Here is a 14,203-nt window from a genome sequence, read left to right as displayed (position 1 = left end):
GTGGCCCTCAGCCCGCCTCGGGGACAAAGGCAAAGGCGTCGCCCTGCCGCACGCAGCGGCCGATCCCCCCGCCCGGCAGGTGATAGCCGATCATGCGCCAGTTCTCGTCCGCCAGCCGCGCCAGCAGCGCCTTGCGGCTTTCCGCCGCCCTCGGCTGATCCTGATCGCCGCCGCCGGGCAGGTCGGGGCGGGCGAAGGCGAACGTCGCGTTGCCGATGGCGTCGCCGGTCACCATGATCCCGGTGTCGGGCGTGCCGATGGCGAACGAGGTGTGACCCGGCGTGTGGCCCGGCGTCGCCACTGCCGTGACGCCCGGCAGCACCTCGGCGTCCGGTTCGAACAGCGCCATGCGGTCGCCGACGGCCGCCAACCGGCGCGCGGCGCCGACGGCAAACGCCTGCCGCGCCTCGCCGATGGTCGCGGGGGTCTGCGGATCGGTCCAATATTCATGCTCGGCCGCCCCCATCTGCAGGCGCGCCCTGGCAAACACCGGCTCGTCGAACTCGTCCAGCAGGCCCCACAAATGATCGGGGTGCGCATGGGTAAAGATGACGTCGGTCACGTCCGCAGGCGTGATCCCGACCGCCGCCAGCGCCCCGGCCAGCTTGCCCGCCGTGGGCATGAAGCCGGGGCCGGACCCCACGTCGAACAGCGCCACGCGATCGCCCCGGCGCAGCAGCGTGATGTTCATCGGGGTGACGATACGGTCCGCGGGAATGGCAAAGCGGGCGATGATGTCGGCACGTTCAGCGTCGGGCAGCGCATCGGTGACAAAGGCCGCGGGCAATTCCAGCGTGCCATCCGAGACGCTGTCGATCCGCAGGTCGCCGGCGGTCAGGGTGGTCACCGCCCACAGGCGGCGCGGGATCATCGCGCCCGCGGCCAGAACGGCCGAGGCTGACAGGGCAAGGCGGCGGGTGATCGGCATGGGACAGGCTCCGGCGGAGGAAAGAAAGGGGAAACGCAAGGATAAACCCTGCGCGGGGGGATTGTTCAGCCCATGATTTCCGGTGCCGTTGCAGGCGGCCACGGGGACAGCTCCTCAAGCGGACGGGACCGGACGATCATGCCCCGCTGACGGTGACGGTCTCGCGCGGTTCGGCCCGGACGCTGCCCAGCTTGCGGACATGCGCCTCGATCACGTCCCAGATCTGCGGGCCGTCGGTCCCCTCGTTCACGCTGGCCCAGCCGGCGACCGAATAGGATTTGGCCGGGTCCACCGCCTCGCCCCCGTCCAGCGTCAGGGCCGAGATGCGCTGCCCCATCGGCTTGGCCACGTCGATGGCATAGGACAGCCCGCCCACGCGGACCATGTCGCCCCCCTGCTGATAATAGGGGTCGGGGTTGAACAGGTTGTCGGCCACATCCTCCATCACCGCCTTGATCGTCTCGCCGGTCATTTCGGTGCGGTAGACCTGGCCATAACTCATCGAGCAGGCGTTGTGGATATCCTCGCGCCGGATCGGATCGCCGGGCAGCAGCGACGGCCCCCAGCGGACGCCGGGCGACAGCGCGATCTGGACGTCGCGTTCGGACCGGATCGCGTCGCAGATCAGATCATCCCACGTCCCGTTGAAGTTGCCGCGCCGGTAAAGCAGGCTTTCGGTGGTGCCGACGACCTCGTCCAGATCCGCCGCAAAGGGTGCGCGTTCGGCGTCGATCAGCGCGGCCATGTCGGGATCGGGGGCGATCACGTCCGAAAAGACCGGGATCAGCTTGTGGCGGAACCCCATCATGCGGCCGTCGCGCACGTCCAGATCGACGCGGCTGACGAACTTGCCGTTCGACCCCGACGCGATCAGGATCGTCTGGCCGACCAGCACGGGTTCGGGGATGGCATCGTGGGTGTGGCCGGTCAGGATCACGTCGATGCCCTGGACCTGGCCAGCCATCTTGTGGTCCACGTCAAAGCCGTTGTGCGACAGGCAGACGACCAGATCGACCTTTTCGGTGCCGCGCAGATGGTCCACGACCTCCTGCATGCGCGCCTCTTGGATGCCGAAGCTGTAATCGGGGAACAGCCAGCGCGGGTTGGCGATCGGCAGATAGGGGAACGCCTGCCCGATGACCCCGATGCGCGCCCCGCCCTTGTCAAAGATCTTGTAGGGCTCGAACGCAGGCTCGTCCCATTCGGCGTCGAAGATGTTGGCGCCAAGGAACGCGAACGGCAGGCCGTCCACGATCTCGCGCACACGGTCCTGCCCCAGCGTCCATTCCCAGTGGCTGGTCATGGCATCGACGCCAAGCGCCGACATGACGTTGACCATGTCCTGCCCCTGCGTCCGCAGCGCCGTCATGGACCCGTGCCACGTGTCCCCGCCGTCCAGCAGGATCGCGTCGGGCCGGGCGGCGCGGATCGCCTTGACGACGGTGGCCACCCTGTCCATGCCGCCCATCCGGCCATAGGTCCGGGCCAGCGCGGTGAAATCCTCGTGGGTCAGCGCATAGGCGTCGGGTGAGCCGGGCGCGATGCCGAACATCGACAGGAAATCCTTGCCGGTGACATGCGGCGGGCGGCCGCGCGCCTCGCCCACGCCGATGTTGACCGCAGGCTCGCGGAACCACAGCGGTTTCAGCTGCGCGTGGATGTCGGTGACGTGGATCAGCGTGACGTTGCCGAAATCGTCGAACTGCAGCAGCCTGTCCTGCGACAGCGCCTGTTGCGCGGCCAGCCGGCCCCAGTTGCCGTGCCCCGACAGGCCCCACAGCGCGGTGGTCGCCAGCGCGGCCTGCAGGAATTCGCGTTTGTTGATCATGGCAATCCTTCCGGTCAGCGGCCGCCGGGCCGCCGGTCGTCGTCGGTGCATCGGGCGGAACGTCGGGCCGGGCCGTCAGTGACGGACCGCCACGCCCTCGACCGGCAGGCCCATGCCGCGCGAGGCGACATACAGTTCCAGCGCGCGGAACTCGTCCGACCCGGCCTTGAACGTCTCACCGCGGGTGTCGCGCACGCAGCCGACGAAACGCTGGTGGCTGGACACCATGCCCGCGTCCTTCAGCCGATAGGTGGGAAAGCCGTTGATCTGGCCCTGCGACAGATGGTCCGCGCGGATGTTCTTGCCCGAGTTCTCCTCGTGGCAATTCGCGCAGGCCAGCTCCAGCTGGCCGAAGCGGGTGTAATACATCTCGCGCCCGCGTTCCCACCACGCGGCGGCGGGGCCGTCGATGGCGACATCGACCGGCATCCCGCGCGATTGCAGCGAGATGGCGGCGGTCATGTTCTTCATGGGCGCGCTGTTCCAGCCCCATTCCTCGGCGCCCATGCGGTTGACGCGGCAGTCGTTGATGAAGTTTTCCATCGACCACAGATTGTCGCCGGCGGCGTTCATCCTGGGCATGGCGGCACGCAGGCCCTTCATGCTGTCGATGCCGTTGTGGCAGTCCGCGCAGGACTTGCCTTGGGTGCCGTCGGGCGTTTCCCAGCTGTCCAGGCCCAGGTCCGCGAACACCATGCCGGGGTTCTCGAAATCGTCCATCTGCATGGCGCGCGTCGCCTCGTCGCGGTAAAGCCAGCCCGAGCGCACCTCGGGCAGCACGCCTTCAAGATACGCGGGCGCGGGGGCGCGGGTCGGCAAGGCGATCTCGCCATCGTTGATGACGATCTCGGTCGCGTCGATGGGGTCGGCCTGCGCCGGGGCCGTGCCCGCCAGCGTCAGCGCCAGCATCGCGGCCGCAAGGTGTGTGCTGGTCATCTTGGTTCCCCCGTTGGTCGGTCCGGCGCGCCGGCGTTCAGGCTGGTCGGGGCACGGCGCGCGCCGCGCCCCTGCGGGCTGTCAGGCGATCGCGATCGACTGCTTTTCCTCGTAGACGGAGCCGTCGTCGTCGTACCAGGTAAAGGTGAACTCGCCCGCCTTGTCGATCAGCACGCCGAACTCGAAGTAAGGGTTGGTCGAGATCGCCGGTTCCATCTGCACGTCCAGCACGTTGGCGCCGGCGAAATCGACGACGAAGCGGTTGATGATCGAACGCGGGATCGTCTGGCCATCCGCGTCCTTGCGCTGCCCGGACTCCATCTGGTGGCTGATCAGCGTCTTGAGTGTGATGATGTCGCCCGCGCTGGCGGTATCGGGCACCCTGACGCGGGGTTTGACATTCTCGGCCATGCTCTTCTCCTGAAACTGCGGTGGCGGGCGGGTCAGCCGCCGCAGCCGCCGATGGTGACCTTCACGTTGGCGGTGGCCTGGCGGAAGGTTCCGTCCTCCATCTTGGCCACGCCGATGATGTCCTGGGTCCGGGCCAGGCGGATGCGGGTGGCGATCTCGCGCCGGCCGGCGGCGGGGCCGAAGCGGGCGATCATCACGCCGCCGACCGGATTGCCAGTGGCGACCAGCAACACCTCGGACGCGCCGTCGGCGGCAACGGACACGGGCACGGTGTTGCCGTTCTCGGCGATCTCGGGCGCGGTCAGTTCCACCCCGCCCTCGGTCACCCCGGCGCCGCCGGTGAACTCGGCGATCCATTGTTCGGCGGTCTTGCCGGGGGTAACGGGGGCCGCAGGCGCGGCCGCCGGTGCCGTGGTCGTTGCCGGGGCCGTCTGGGCCAGCGCCGCGGTGCCGATCAGGGCCGCGACGCCGCCCGCGCCCAGGGCGATCGTCTTGCGTCGGTTCATTTCCATGCGAATTCTCCTTCGTGTCGTCTGCGGGTCCGGCCCGCGCGTCACCTGAGCGTCAGAAGATAGGCGACGACATTCTCGATCTGTTCGGCGTCAAGGACGGGGGACAACTCGCCGGTGGGCGCCTTGCCGGTATAGCCCTCGCCCGGCCGGATGAAGCCTTCGGTCTTGTAAAAGGCCGGCATGACCGTGTCGGGGAACGTCTGCTTGGCGTTGGCGACCAGCCCGCGCAGATGCGCCTCGTCATAGCGGTCGGCCACCCCGTCCAGCGAGGGGCCGACATTGCCCTGGAAATCCACCTCTGGCAGGGCGCTGATCTGGTGGCAGGCCACGCAGTTGCCAAGCGCGGCGGTCGAGATGATCGCCTTGCCCGCCTCGGGGTTGCCGGGCGCGCCGGTCAGCGACTGCGCGACGCCGCCATCGACATAGACGACGCCGCCGGGCGCGACGGCATCGGCGGCCTGCGCCTGCGGGGCGGCAAGCGTCAGCGCCGCGGCGGTCGCGGCAAGCGCGCTTTCGCGCAGGTCGGTCGGCCAGTTCATCCGTCTTCCCCCAGGGGTCATGGCTGGAACATAGGCAGCATGCTGCCGGCCGCAAACGGTTGTTTCGCGTTGTCAATGATTTTCATCAAATCCGCCACAAACTTTCTGGCGCATCGCAGAAAGACGGAAATCTTTCCTCGGCCGCGGCCGTCCGCAACTCAGCCCGGCGGCTTCAGCACCTGCGCCAGCGTCCGCCCGGTCGCCGGCCCGCCCTGCCGCGCCCAGTCGAACAGCGCCGCCGTCTGGTCCGCCACCAACGGTCCGGGGATCACCGCCATCGCCGCACGGGCCGCGCCGACGCCGGGTTCCGGGTCCGCGGGCAGCAGCAGCATCGTGGGCGTCACCGTCACCCCCCACCGGCCGGCCATGCGCTTTTCGCTCAGCACCTCGCCGTCCAGGTCGGTGACGTCGGTCGCGCCGAACAGGTCGACCTGCACCACGTCGAAATGGTCGCGGATCAGGGCCTCGACGCGCGGGTCGGTGAACACCTGCTCGTGCATCTGCGCGCAATAGATGCAGCCGCGCTGTTCGACGATCACCAGCAGGGTGCGCCGCGCCGCCGTCGCCTCGGCCAGATCTTCGGGCAGATCCTTGAAGCTGGTCTTCAGCCAGGCGGGCTTGTGCAGCCCGTCGTCGCCCAGCGGCACGTCCGCCCGCGGCGCCAGCGGGATCAGGGTCAGGACGGCCGCCAGCGCGGCGCCAAGGATGCGGGTCATCGTCATCGGATCGTCACGCTCCAGTCCATGTTGTTCACCATGATCGCCGCGATGCGGTTGACGCTGTCGGTCGCGATCAGCACCGCAAACAGGATCAGCATCACGCCCATCGCCTTTTCAACGCGCCCCAGCAGCGCCCGGTGCCGTGCGATCCAGGACAGGAACGGCCGGGCAAAGAACGCCGCCAGCACAAACGGCAGCGTCATCGCCAGCCCATAGACCAGCAGCAGCGCGCCGCCCCGCCACAGATCGCCCTGCCCGCCCGCCACGAACAGGATCGCGGCCAGCGCGGGGCCGGCGCAAGGCGTCCAGCCGAACCCGAACGCCAGCCCCATGAGATAGGCGCCGGGCAGCGTGGCCGCGCTGGCCGTGCTGTCCAGCCGCGCCTGCCGGTACAGGAATGGCACCCGGATCACGCCCAGGAAATGCAGCCCGAACACCAGCAGGATCGCCGCTGCGGCCCACGAAAGCTCGGTCCGCCACTGGGCGAAGGCCGATCCCAGCGCCGTCGCGCCCAGGCCCAGCAGCACGAAGATCGTCGTGACCCCCAGCGCAAAGGCGATGGACCCGGCCACCAACCGCCGCCGCGCGCCCGGCGCCAGCCCGTCGCCGCGCAGTTCGCCCATCGAGATGCCGGCCAGATAGGCCAGATAGAACGGCACCATCGGCAGGATGCAGGGCGACAGGAACGACAGGAGCCCGGCCAGCATGGCCCCGCCATAGGAAATCTCGGGCATCTTCGTCCTTGCCTTGCCGGGCCGTGACTTGTCGGGCCGTGTGAAACCTGCCGCGGCACGTCGGCGTTGCGGTCCTGACCACAAGCGTGACAGGCTGCGCCAGTCAGCCGCGCCCGTCAACCGACCCGGCCGGGATGCGGTCCGCCACCGCGCCGCCCAGATGAGGTAAGATCGTTGCGCCGCCTTTCCAGACCTGTCCGCCTGCTGCTGACGGCCGCGATGGCGGCAGGGATCGCCATGACCGGCGCCGGGGCGGGCGAACTGCGGCTGGTGATGTTCGAACGCGACGGCTGCATCTATTGCGCGCGCTGGCACGAACAGATCGGCCCCGCCTATCCCGACACGGCCGAGGGCGCGGCCGCGCCGCTGTTGCAACTCGACATCAAGGCCCCGCTGCCCGACGGCATGACCCTGATCGGCGGCCCGCCCGCCATCACGCCGACCTTCGTGCTGACCGACGACGGGGCCGAGGTGGCGCGGATGGCCGGCTATCCGGGCGACGAGTTCTTCTGGGTGCTGCTGGACGACATGCTGGAACAGGCCGGGTGGACCGACCCTGCGGCACCGCCGCAGCAAGGCGGCACCCTGCCGGCCCCTGCCCCGCCCCCCGCGAACTGACCTTTCCCCCGCAGTGGAGACGCCGATGACCCCGATCCCGACCCTTGCCCGGCTTGCACTGGCCGCGGCGCTGGCGCTGCCCGCCGCAGCCGCCGCGCAGGCGCCCGTTTCCGTCCCCGCCTATGCCAAGACGGTCGAGGCCCCGTTCGAGGATGCGACCTTCGCCGTCGAACAGGCCATCACCAACGCGGGGCTTGTGATCGACAGCACCAGCCAGGTCGGCGACATGCTGGCCCGGACCAAGGCCGACGTGGGCGGCACCAAGGATCTGTATGCCGCCGCCGACGCCTATACCTTCTGTTCGGCCGCCGTGTCCCGCCAGGTGATGGAGGCGGACGTGACCAACATCCAGTTCTGCCCCTATTCCATCTTCGTCTATGAGACCGTGGACCAGCCGGGCCAGGTGACCGTCGGCCACCGCATCTATCCGGGCGAGACGATGCAGCCGGTCAACGACATGCTGTCGCGCATCGTGGACGACGCCACGGCGAACTAGGCGGCAACGGCAAAGGCCCGGCGCGTGGCCGGGCCTTGCCTGAAAGCGCAGCGGTGCGGGGATCACGCGCATCGTGGACGGCGCCACCGCGAACCAGGGCAACGGCAAGGCCCGGCGCGGGGCCGGGCCTTGCCTGAAACTGCCGTCGGTGCGGCGATCAGTCGCCCTCGCCCGGCGCGGGCGAGAAGTATTTCTCAAGCTTGCCGGGCTGGCCGTCCATCTCCTGATAGCCGGGCAGCGGGTCTTTCTTGCGGGTGATGACCGGCCACTGATCGGCATAGGTCCGGTTGAACTCGACCCATTTGTCCATGTCCGGCTCGGTGTCGGGGCGGATCGCGTCGGCCGGGCATTCGGGTTCGCAGACGCCGCAGTCGATGCATTCGTCGGGGTGGATGACCAGCGTGTTCTCGCCCTCATAGAAACAGTCCACCGGGCAGACCTCGACGCAGTCCGTGTATTTGCACATGATGCAGTTTTCGGTCACGACATAGGTCATCGGCGTATCCTCGCGCGGGCGGTCGGGCTTTCACCTAGACCTTTGCCCGCCCCGGTTCAAGCGGCGCCGCCGATCCCCCCGGCCGGGCCATCGTCGGCGGCGGGGCGGTCCAGATCCTCATACAGACCCTGCGCCTCGGCCGCGGGGCCGCGGCGTTCGCCCGGCGCCAGAACGCGCAGGCTGCGCACGCCGCCGGGCACGGCGGCGGTCACGACATCGCCTGGGCGGACCTCGTGCGCGGGCTTGCGGCAGGGGGTGCCGTTGATCCTGACGCCGCCCGCGGCGATGCGGTCGGCGGCCAGGCTGCGGGTCTTGAAGACGCGCGCGTGGCACAGCCAGCGGTCCAGCCGGATCGCCTCGGGCACGGCCCTGGGCGCGTCATCGCGGCCGGCGCGCCGCGCCATCAGGGCCGCCCGGCCGCTGCGGCGATCAAGGCTTGTTCTTCAGCGCGGCCAGCACGGCAAAGGGGCTGTCGGGGTCCAGCGGCTTTTCGGCGCGGGGGGGCCGCGCCTCGAACCGTGCGCCCTCGGGCTTGCCCTTGCCGCCGTGGCCGCCGGGCTTGCCGCCCTGCTTGTCGCCGGAGCGGTGGCCCTGCGGCTTGCCGCCCTTGCCGCCAAAGCGGGCGGGCTTGCCGCCCTCGCGCGCGGTCCGGTCGGGCTGACCCTCGGCCCCGGCCTCGCGCGCACGCTCGCCGCCGGGCTTGGACCCCGGGCGGCGTTCGCCGCGCGGCCGATCGCCGCGCCCGTCGGCCGGCGCACCCTGTTCGCCACCGCGGTTGCCGTCAAAGCGGCGGTGTCCGCGATTGTCGCCACGGCCATCGCCGCGATTGTCGCCGCGCCCGTCGCCCTCATGCGCCCTGCGCGGCCCGCGCGAACGCGGTGCCCAGACGAAGGTGTAGAAGCTCTCCATCTCGGACGCCGCGGCGCTTGCGTCGGCCTCGCCCGGCGCGGTGTCGGCCGCGTGCACGTCATTGCCTGCGGCCGGGCCAACAGCGGCCTTATCCCCGTCAGCGCCTGCGTCAGCAGCGGCCGCGCCCGTATCGACGGCGAGCGCATCCGCGTCAGCGGCCACCGCATCCGCGTCAACGGCACCCGCATCAGCATCAGCGGCACCCGCATCCGCGCCAACGGCAACCGGCCCGTCCTCGCCGCCCGCCGCCGCTGCGGCCTCGGCCTCGGCGCGGCGATGGACCTCGGCGGCCGCGTCGGCGGCGCGGCGCTCGGCCTGCTCGGCCTCCCACCGGGCGCGGGTCTCGGCGGCCAGCACGCTTTCCTCTTCGGTCATCGGCGCCGCGGCCTCGCCCTCGGGCAGGGCGGCGGGTTCCGGCGCGGCCGCCGAGGTTGCCGCCGCGCGGGCCTTGACCCGCTCGGCCTTGGTGGCGCGATAGCCCAGCCCCCCCATCAGGTCGGCGAACTGGTCCAGCGTCATGCCGGTGATCGACAGCATCTCGGGCGTCGCCTCGAACCCGCCGCGGCTGTCCTGGCCGCGCAGCATGTCGGCCAGCCGTTCCAGCATGTCGATGCGGATCGCGCGGTCGCCCGCCGGGTGATACCCCGACAGCGTGTAATAGCCGCGCGGAACGTCGGGCAGGTTCGGGATGGTCACCAGCCCGGGCGGCGGGCTTTCGGGGAACTCGTCCGCGCCGTCCCACAGGGCCGACAGCAGCAGGCGCAGCCGGGTCGGCGCGGGCTTCAGCACCGCCGGCAGGAAGATGGTGTATTGCCCGAACCGGACGCCGTGCTTGCGCAGGCTGCCGCGCGCGTCCTGGTCCAGTTCCTTGATCTCGGACGCGATGCCTTCGCGCGGCAGCACGCCCATCGCCTCGCCCAGGCGGAAGGCGACGCCGCGCGCCAGACCGGTCACGGCCTCGTCGGCCAGCAGGCCCAGCAGCGGCTCGAACCCGGTCGCGATCTTGCGGTCGATGAAATGCTGCAGGCGGCGGCGCACCTTGTCGGCGATCTCGGACCCGGCCTCTTCGTCGACAAAGACCTCGATGCCGGGCTTCAGCGGCTCGGCGCCCTTGACCAGCTTGCCGACGGCGGCCGACCCCCACATCAGCCCGCCCTGCACGGTAAAGTCCAGTTCCGGGTCGGGCGCGTTCAGAAAGCGGTCGGCGCGCAGGTGGAACTCGGGGCGCAGCGCCTCATAGGCGGCGCGGGTCAGCATCCTTGCCTCGTCCCCCGCGGCGGCGGGGTCGGCCCGAAACCGGAAACCGTCCAGACGGCCGGCGAACTCGCCCTCGACCGTCACTTCGCCCTTGTCGTTCACCTCGGCCACCAGGCTCTCCTTCTGCTTGAGCCGGCGCATCAGCACGGATGTGCGCCGGTCCACGAATCGCTGCGTCAGCGCCGCGTGCAGGGCGTCCGACAGGCGGTCTTCTACAGCCCGCGTCTCGCCCCGCCAATGGGCTTCGTCCCTGACCCAGCCGCTGCGCTGCGCGACATAGGTCCAGGTACGGATATAGGCCAGCCGCTTGCTGATCGCGTCGATGTCGCCGCCGGGCTTGTCGATGCGGGCGACCGACCGCGCCAGCCAGTCGCCGGGGATGCCGCCGTCCTGCAGGAACCCGAAGATGCGGGTCAGCAGCGTCGTGTGTTCCGCCGGCGAGATGCCGCGGAAATCGGGGATGCGGCAGACGTCCCACAAAAGCCGCACGTCTTTCGGGTGCGTCACCCGGTCGCGGATCTCGGGCATCTCGCGCAGCACCTTCAGCGCAGACAGGTCGTCGGCCTCGCGCCCGCGGCCCAGCCACTCGTCGCCCGACGGCTGTTCCAGCGATTGCGCCAGCCGGTCCAGCGTCCCGAACTCCAGCGCGGAATTGCGCCAGACCAGCCGGCTGATCGGGGCAAAGCGGTGGTTCTCGATGGCGTCGATCAGCCCTTCGTCCAAGGGCGCGGCCTCGCCGGTGACGCCGAAGGTGCCGGGTTCGGTGTGACGCCCGGCGCGCCCGGCGATCTGGCCCAGTTCGTGCGGGAACAGCGGGCGCAGGCGGCGGCCGTCGAACTTGTGCGTCGCCTCGAACGCGACGTGGTGGATGTCCAGGTTCAGCCCCATGCCGATGGCGTCGGTGGCGACCAGGTAATCGACCTCTCCGGCCTGATACATGGCCACCTGCGCATTGCGCGTGCGCGGCGACAGCGCGCCCATGACGACGGCGCAGCCGCCCTTTTGCCGGCGCAGCAGTTCGGCGGTGGCATAGACGTCATCGACGCTGAACCCGACGATGGCCGATCGCGGCGGCATCCGGCTGAGCTTGCGCGACCCCGCCCAGCTGAGCGTCGAGAACCGTTCGCGCCGCATGAACTGCGCCTCGGGGACCAGCGCGGCGATGGCGGGGCGCATTGTGGCGCTGCCCAGAAACAGCGTCTCGTGCAGGCCGCGCATGTGCAGCAGGCGGTCGGTGAAGACGTGGCCGCGTTCAGGGTCGGCGCACAGCTGAATTTCGTCGATGGCGACGAAATCGGCCAGCACCTCGGGCATGGCCTCGGTGGTGGCGACCCAATAAGCGGCGCGTTCCGGGACAATGCGTTCTTCGCCGGTGATCAGCGCCACGACCGACGGGCCGCGCGCCCTGACGATGCGGTCATAGACCTCGCGCGCCAGCAGACGCAGCGGCAGGCCGATGACGCCGGTCCGGTGGGCCAGCATCCGCTCGATGGCATAGTGAGTCTTGCCGGTGTTGGTCGGCCCCAGCACGGCCGTGACGCGCCCCGCCACCTCAGACGTCCTGCCCGGTGTGCCGGGCGGTCAGCCGCGCAACGCCGTCCAGCGCCTCGGGCTGGTGGGGGTTGATGTCCAGGCTGGCGCGCCAGGCGGCCAGCGCACGGTCGTCGTCGCCCGCCTCCTCCAGCATGGCGGCAAGCTGGGTCAGCGCCGGCCAGTGACGGGGTTCCAGCGCCAGCGTCTGCGCCAGGTCGGCGGTCGCGGGGCCGAACTGCCCGGCCATCGCATAGGCCTGCGCGCGGGCGGCAAAGCCCGCCGGAAAATCCGGCGCATGGTCGATCAGGGCGGTCAGGTGGCCGATGGCGGCGATGGGGTCGCCCGCGTCCAGCGCCGCCTCGCCCCGCTGCAGCAGCAGGTCCAGCGCGGCCGACCCGGAACGCGACCACGCCCGTTCGATGTCGGACCGGGCGCGCATCCAGCCGTCGCCGTCGGATTGGGCCAGTTCCGCGAAAAGCCGATCCATCTCGGCCGGGGCCTGGGCGGCCATCGGCGCGGCGGTCAACGAAATCGCAACCACTCCGGTGCAAAATGCCGCGACGACGGGATGGAAACGGGCGGAGACGCGACGCATAGTGCCGATGTAATGGCTGACGCGACGCGACGCCACCCAAAGGAGGATAAAGATGAGTGCTGTGATCGAGGGTGCCGTGAAGGCGCTGGGCGCCAAGATTTCGTCGTTCGATTCGACCGCCAAGTTCGTGATCGAGGGCGAAGGCGCGATCATGATCGACGCCGGCGGCGTGCGCGCGGGCGACGAGCCGGCCGAGGTGACGCTGACCGCCAGCCGCGACACGTTCGAGGGCATCCTGAACGGCGACGTGAACCCGGCGATGGCCTATATGTCGGGCAAGCTGAAGATCGACGGCTCGCTGCCCGACGCGATGAAGCTGGGCGCCGCGCTGTCGTAGGTGGCCGCGTGCGATCCCCGGGACGGCGCGCACGACGCCGCGCCGTTCCACGTCCTGCCGGGCGACCCCGCGCCGCCCGCCGCATGGTGGCTGCATGCCGACGACGGCGTGCGGCTGCGCGCCGCGCTGTGGCTGCCCGAGGGCGCCGCGCGCGGGACGGTGCTGCTGTTCCAGGGCCGCACCGAGTATCTTGAGAAATACGGCACCGTCGCCCGCCGCCTGACCGGCGAGGGGCTGGCGGTGATCGCCGTCGACTGGCGCGGGCAGGGCCTGTCCGACCGGCTGCTGCCCGACACCCGGCGCGGCCATGTCGCCGACTTCGCCGATTACCAGCGCGACGTGGTGGAACTGGTGGTCGCGGCGCAGGCGCTGGACCTGCCCCGGCCGTGGCATCTGCTGGCCCATTCGATGGGCGGCTGCATCGGGCTGGCCGCGCTGATGAACGCGCTGCCGGTGGAGAGGGCGGCGTTTTCGGCGCCGATGTGGGGGCTGCACCATCCGCGTGTGCCGGGGGCGGTGCTGGCGGGGATCACCCGCGCCGCCGACCGGCTGGGCCGCGCCGATCGCTGCGCTGTGGGCACCGGCGGCGGCGGCGCCTATCTGCTGGACGCGCCCTTCCGGTGCAACGCGCTGACCGGCGACGCGCGGCAATGGGCGCGGCTGGTGGCGCAGGCGGGCAGCTGGCCGGAACTGACGCTGGGGGGCGCGACCTATGCCTGGGTCGCCGCCGCACGGGCCGAGATGCAGCGGCTGGCCGCCCTGCCCTCGCCCGATCTGCCGGCGCTGATCGGGGTCGGCGGGGCCGAGCGGGTCGTCTCGCCAGCCGCGATCCGCCACCGCGCCGGCGACTGGCCGGGCGCGCGGCTGCTGGAGTTTCCGGGTGCCCGGCACGAGCTGATGTTCGAGACGGCAGACGTGGCCGACGCATTCATGGCGGCAGCAATGCGGCTTTTCGTGGGATGAGTCGGTCGCGAGAGGCGCGCGGCCCGTGCCGCCTGCGCGCTGACCGACCGGCCGTTCGGCCGCGCTGGCGGCGATGCGGCATTCTCGTGGGCTGAGGTGGTCGCGCACGCGCAGGTCGTGCGGCCAGCGCGATAACCTCCCGACCGTTCCGCTGCGCGACGCAGCGATGATGCCAGGCGACGACAACCGCGCGGCGATGACAGCGGGGCGATGACCGTGCGACGACAGCCGCTGCTTGCCCGATGCCGCCATCCTCGCGCCCGGCGGCGATGGTGCGCGGCCGCCGCGCCCTTCGGTCACAGAACCCATCGCGCCGCAGCGGTCACACCATCCCCGCGCGTCCGACCGACCGTCGCAGCCGGCCGTCTCAGGCGCATTGCACCCACAGCCCC

Annotated in this window: 16 protein-coding genes; 4 read left to right on the top strand and 12 right to left on the bottom strand. The window is 70.7% G+C overall.

The genetic code is table 11. The features are described 5' to 3' along the window. Positions 1-7: 7 nt before the first annotated feature. From EPA64_RS12975 to EPA64_RS12940, 8 genes are all read right to left on the bottom strand, one after another. Positions 8-928: an MBL fold metallo-hydrolase gene (locus EPA64_RS12975; protein WP_134726778.1), complete on the bottom strand. Its 921-nt coding sequence runs from the start codon at positions 926-928 to the stop codon at positions 8-10. A gap of 136 nt (positions 929-1,064) precedes the next feature. Next, positions 1,065-2,756, bottom strand: a complete 1,692-nt coding sequence (gene soxB / locus EPA64_RS12970) for a thiosulfohydrolase SoxB (protein ID WP_134726777.1) — start codon at positions 2,754-2,756, stop codon at positions 1,065-1,067. Between the two features lie 75 nt (positions 2,757-2,831). After that, positions 2,832-3,692 carry a sulfur oxidation c-type cytochrome SoxA gene (gene soxA, locus EPA64_RS12965; protein ID WP_134726776.1) on the bottom strand — a complete coding sequence of 287 codons (861 nt, stop codon included), beginning with the start codon at positions 3,690-3,692 and terminating at the stop codon, positions 2,832-2,834. 81 nt (positions 3,693-3,773) lie between these two features. Then, positions 3,774-4,103, bottom strand: coding sequence for a thiosulfate oxidation carrier complex protein SoxZ (soxZ, locus tag EPA64_RS12960; RefSeq protein ID WP_134726775.1), 330 nt, complete (start codon positions 4,101-4,103; stop codon positions 3,774-3,776). Positions 4,104-4,135: 32 nt separating this feature from the next. Beyond that, the gene (locus tag EPA64_RS12955) at positions 4,136-4,615 is read right to left on the bottom strand and encodes a thiosulfate oxidation carrier protein SoxY (RefSeq protein WP_134726774.1); all 480 of its coding nucleotides are present in this window, start codon (positions 4,613-4,615) and stop codon (positions 4,136-4,138) included. Positions 4,616-4,656: 41 nt separating this feature from the next. After that, positions 4,657-5,154 (bottom strand): sulfur oxidation c-type cytochrome SoxX, encoded by a 498-nt coding sequence (gene soxX, locus EPA64_RS12950; RefSeq protein WP_134726773.1) that lies wholly within the window; start codon positions 5,152-5,154, stop codon positions 4,657-4,659. 158 nt (positions 5,155-5,312) lie between these two features. Next, positions 5,313-5,876, bottom strand: coding sequence for a thioredoxin family protein (locus EPA64_RS12945; protein WP_246026756.1), 564 nt, complete (start codon positions 5,874-5,876; stop codon positions 5,313-5,315). Continuing rightward, a complete protein-coding gene (locus EPA64_RS12940) occupies positions 5,873-6,607 on the bottom strand; it encodes a cytochrome c biogenesis CcdA family protein (protein ID WP_134726772.1) in 735 nt (244 codons plus the stop codon). The genes EPA64_RS12945 and EPA64_RS12940 overlap by 4 nt, the downstream gene beginning before the upstream one ends. A 219-nt stretch (positions 6,608-6,826) precedes the next feature. Here EPA64_RS12940 and EPA64_RS12935 point away from each other — a divergent pair, with 219 nt between their 5' ends. Next, complete coding sequence (locus tag EPA64_RS12935; protein ID WP_181953517.1) at positions 6,827-7,225, top strand: thioredoxin domain-containing protein; 399 nt, start codon at positions 6,827-6,829, stop codon at positions 7,223-7,225. Positions 7,226-7,250: 25 nt separating this feature from the next. Continuing rightward, positions 7,251-7,721 carry a DUF302 domain-containing protein gene (locus EPA64_RS12930; RefSeq protein ID WP_134726771.1) on the top strand — a complete coding sequence of 157 codons (471 nt, stop codon included), beginning with the start codon at positions 7,251-7,253 and terminating at the stop codon, positions 7,719-7,721. Between the two features lie 157 nt (positions 7,722-7,878). Here EPA64_RS12930 and fdxA read toward each other — a convergent pair whose 3' ends face one another. From fdxA to EPA64_RS12910, 4 genes are all read right to left on the bottom strand, one after another. After that, entirely contained in the window at positions 7,879-8,217 is a 339-nt protein-coding gene (fdxA, locus tag EPA64_RS12925; protein WP_134726770.1) for a ferredoxin FdxA, read from the bottom strand. A gap of 56 nt (positions 8,218-8,273) precedes the next feature. Further along, positions 8,274-8,621, bottom strand: coding sequence for an RNA-binding S4 domain-containing protein (locus EPA64_RS12920; RefSeq protein WP_134726769.1), 348 nt, complete (start codon positions 8,619-8,621; stop codon positions 8,274-8,276). A 25-nt stretch (positions 8,622-8,646) separates the two neighbouring features. Continuing rightward, a complete protein-coding gene (locus EPA64_RS12915; protein ID WP_246026758.1) occupies positions 8,647-11,865 on the bottom strand; it encodes a helicase-related protein in 3,219 nt (1,072 codons plus the stop codon). 70 nt (positions 11,866-11,935) lie between these two features. Next, positions 11,936-12,427, bottom strand: coding sequence for a tetratricopeptide repeat protein (locus tag EPA64_RS12910; RefSeq protein WP_246026755.1), 492 nt, complete (start codon positions 12,425-12,427; stop codon positions 11,936-11,938). A gap of 136 nt (positions 12,428-12,563) precedes the next feature. On the opposite strand from EPA64_RS12910, the gene EPA64_RS12905 reads away from it, so the two are divergent. Continuing rightward, positions 12,564-12,848, top strand: a complete 285-nt coding sequence (locus EPA64_RS12905) for an SCP2 sterol-binding domain-containing protein (RefSeq protein ID WP_134726767.1) — start codon at positions 12,564-12,566, stop codon at positions 12,846-12,848. Further along, positions 12,849-13,811 carry an alpha/beta fold hydrolase gene (locus EPA64_RS12900; protein WP_134726766.1) on the top strand — a complete coding sequence of 321 codons (963 nt, stop codon included), beginning with the start codon at positions 12,849-12,851 and terminating at the stop codon, positions 13,809-13,811. The last annotated feature ends 392 nt before the right edge of the window (positions 13,812-14,203 follow it).

The sequence above is a fragment of the Paracoccus luteus genome (assembly GCF_004522155.1).
GTDB lineage: Bacteria > Pseudomonadota > Alphaproteobacteria > Rhodobacterales > Rhodobacteraceae > Paracoccus > Paracoccus luteus.
Note: the sequence above shows the minus strand (reverse complement) of the source record. Positions and strands in the feature narration are given on the sequence as shown.

What these genes read in the sequence shown, in the direction of transcription:
- EPA64_RS12935 (WP_181953517.1), top strand. Translation starts at nt 6,827, where the DNA reads ATGGCGGCAGGGATCGCCATGACCGGCGCCGGGGCGGGCGAACTGCGG.
- EPA64_RS12910 (WP_246026755.1), bottom strand. Translation starts at nt 12,427, where the DNA reads ATGGCCGCCCAGGCCCCGGCCGAGATGGATCGGCTTTTCGCGGAACTG.
- EPA64_RS12920 (WP_134726769.1), bottom strand. Translation starts at nt 8,621, where the DNA reads ATGGCGCGGCGCGCCGGCCGCGATGACGCGCCCAGGGCCGTGCCCGAG.
- EPA64_RS12915 (WP_246026758.1), bottom strand. Translation starts at nt 11,865, where the DNA reads ATGCTGGCCCACCGGACCGGCGTCATCGGCCTGCCGCTGCGTCTGCTG.
- soxZ (WP_134726775.1), bottom strand. Translation starts at nt 4,103, where the DNA reads ATGGCCGAGAATGTCAAACCCCGCGTCAGGGTGCCCGATACCGCCAGC.
- soxX (WP_134726773.1), bottom strand. Translation starts at nt 5,154, where the DNA reads ATGAACTGGCCGACCGACCTGCGCGAAAGCGCGCTTGCCGCGACCGCC.
- fdxA (WP_134726770.1), bottom strand. Translation starts at nt 8,217, where the DNA reads ATGACCTATGTCGTGACCGAAAACTGCATCATGTGCAAATACACGGAC.
- EPA64_RS12955 (WP_134726774.1), bottom strand. Translation starts at nt 4,615, where the DNA reads ATGGAAATGAACCGACGCAAGACGATCGCCCTGGGCGCGGGCGGCGTC.
- EPA64_RS12945 (WP_246026756.1), bottom strand. Translation starts at nt 5,876, where the DNA reads ATGACGATGACCCGCATCCTTGGCGCCGCGCTGGCGGCCGTCCTGACC.
- EPA64_RS12975 (WP_134726778.1), bottom strand. Translation starts at nt 928, where the DNA reads ATGCCGATCACCCGCCGCCTTGCCCTGTCAGCCTCGGCCGTTCTGGCC.
- EPA64_RS12930 (WP_134726771.1), top strand. Translation starts at nt 7,251, where the DNA reads ATGACCCCGATCCCGACCCTTGCCCGGCTTGCACTGGCCGCGGCGCTG.
- soxA (WP_134726776.1), bottom strand. Translation starts at nt 3,692, where the DNA reads ATGACCAGCACACACCTTGCGGCCGCGATGCTGGCGCTGACGCTGGCG.
- soxB (WP_134726777.1), bottom strand. Translation starts at nt 2,756, where the DNA reads ATGATCAACAAACGCGAATTCCTGCAGGCCGCGCTGGCGACCACCGCG.
- EPA64_RS12940 (WP_134726772.1), bottom strand. Translation starts at nt 6,607, where the DNA reads ATGCCCGAGATTTCCTATGGCGGGGCCATGCTGGCCGGGCTCCTGTCG.
- EPA64_RS12905 (WP_134726767.1), top strand. Translation starts at nt 12,564, where the DNA reads ATGAGTGCTGTGATCGAGGGTGCCGTGAAGGCGCTGGGCGCCAAGATT.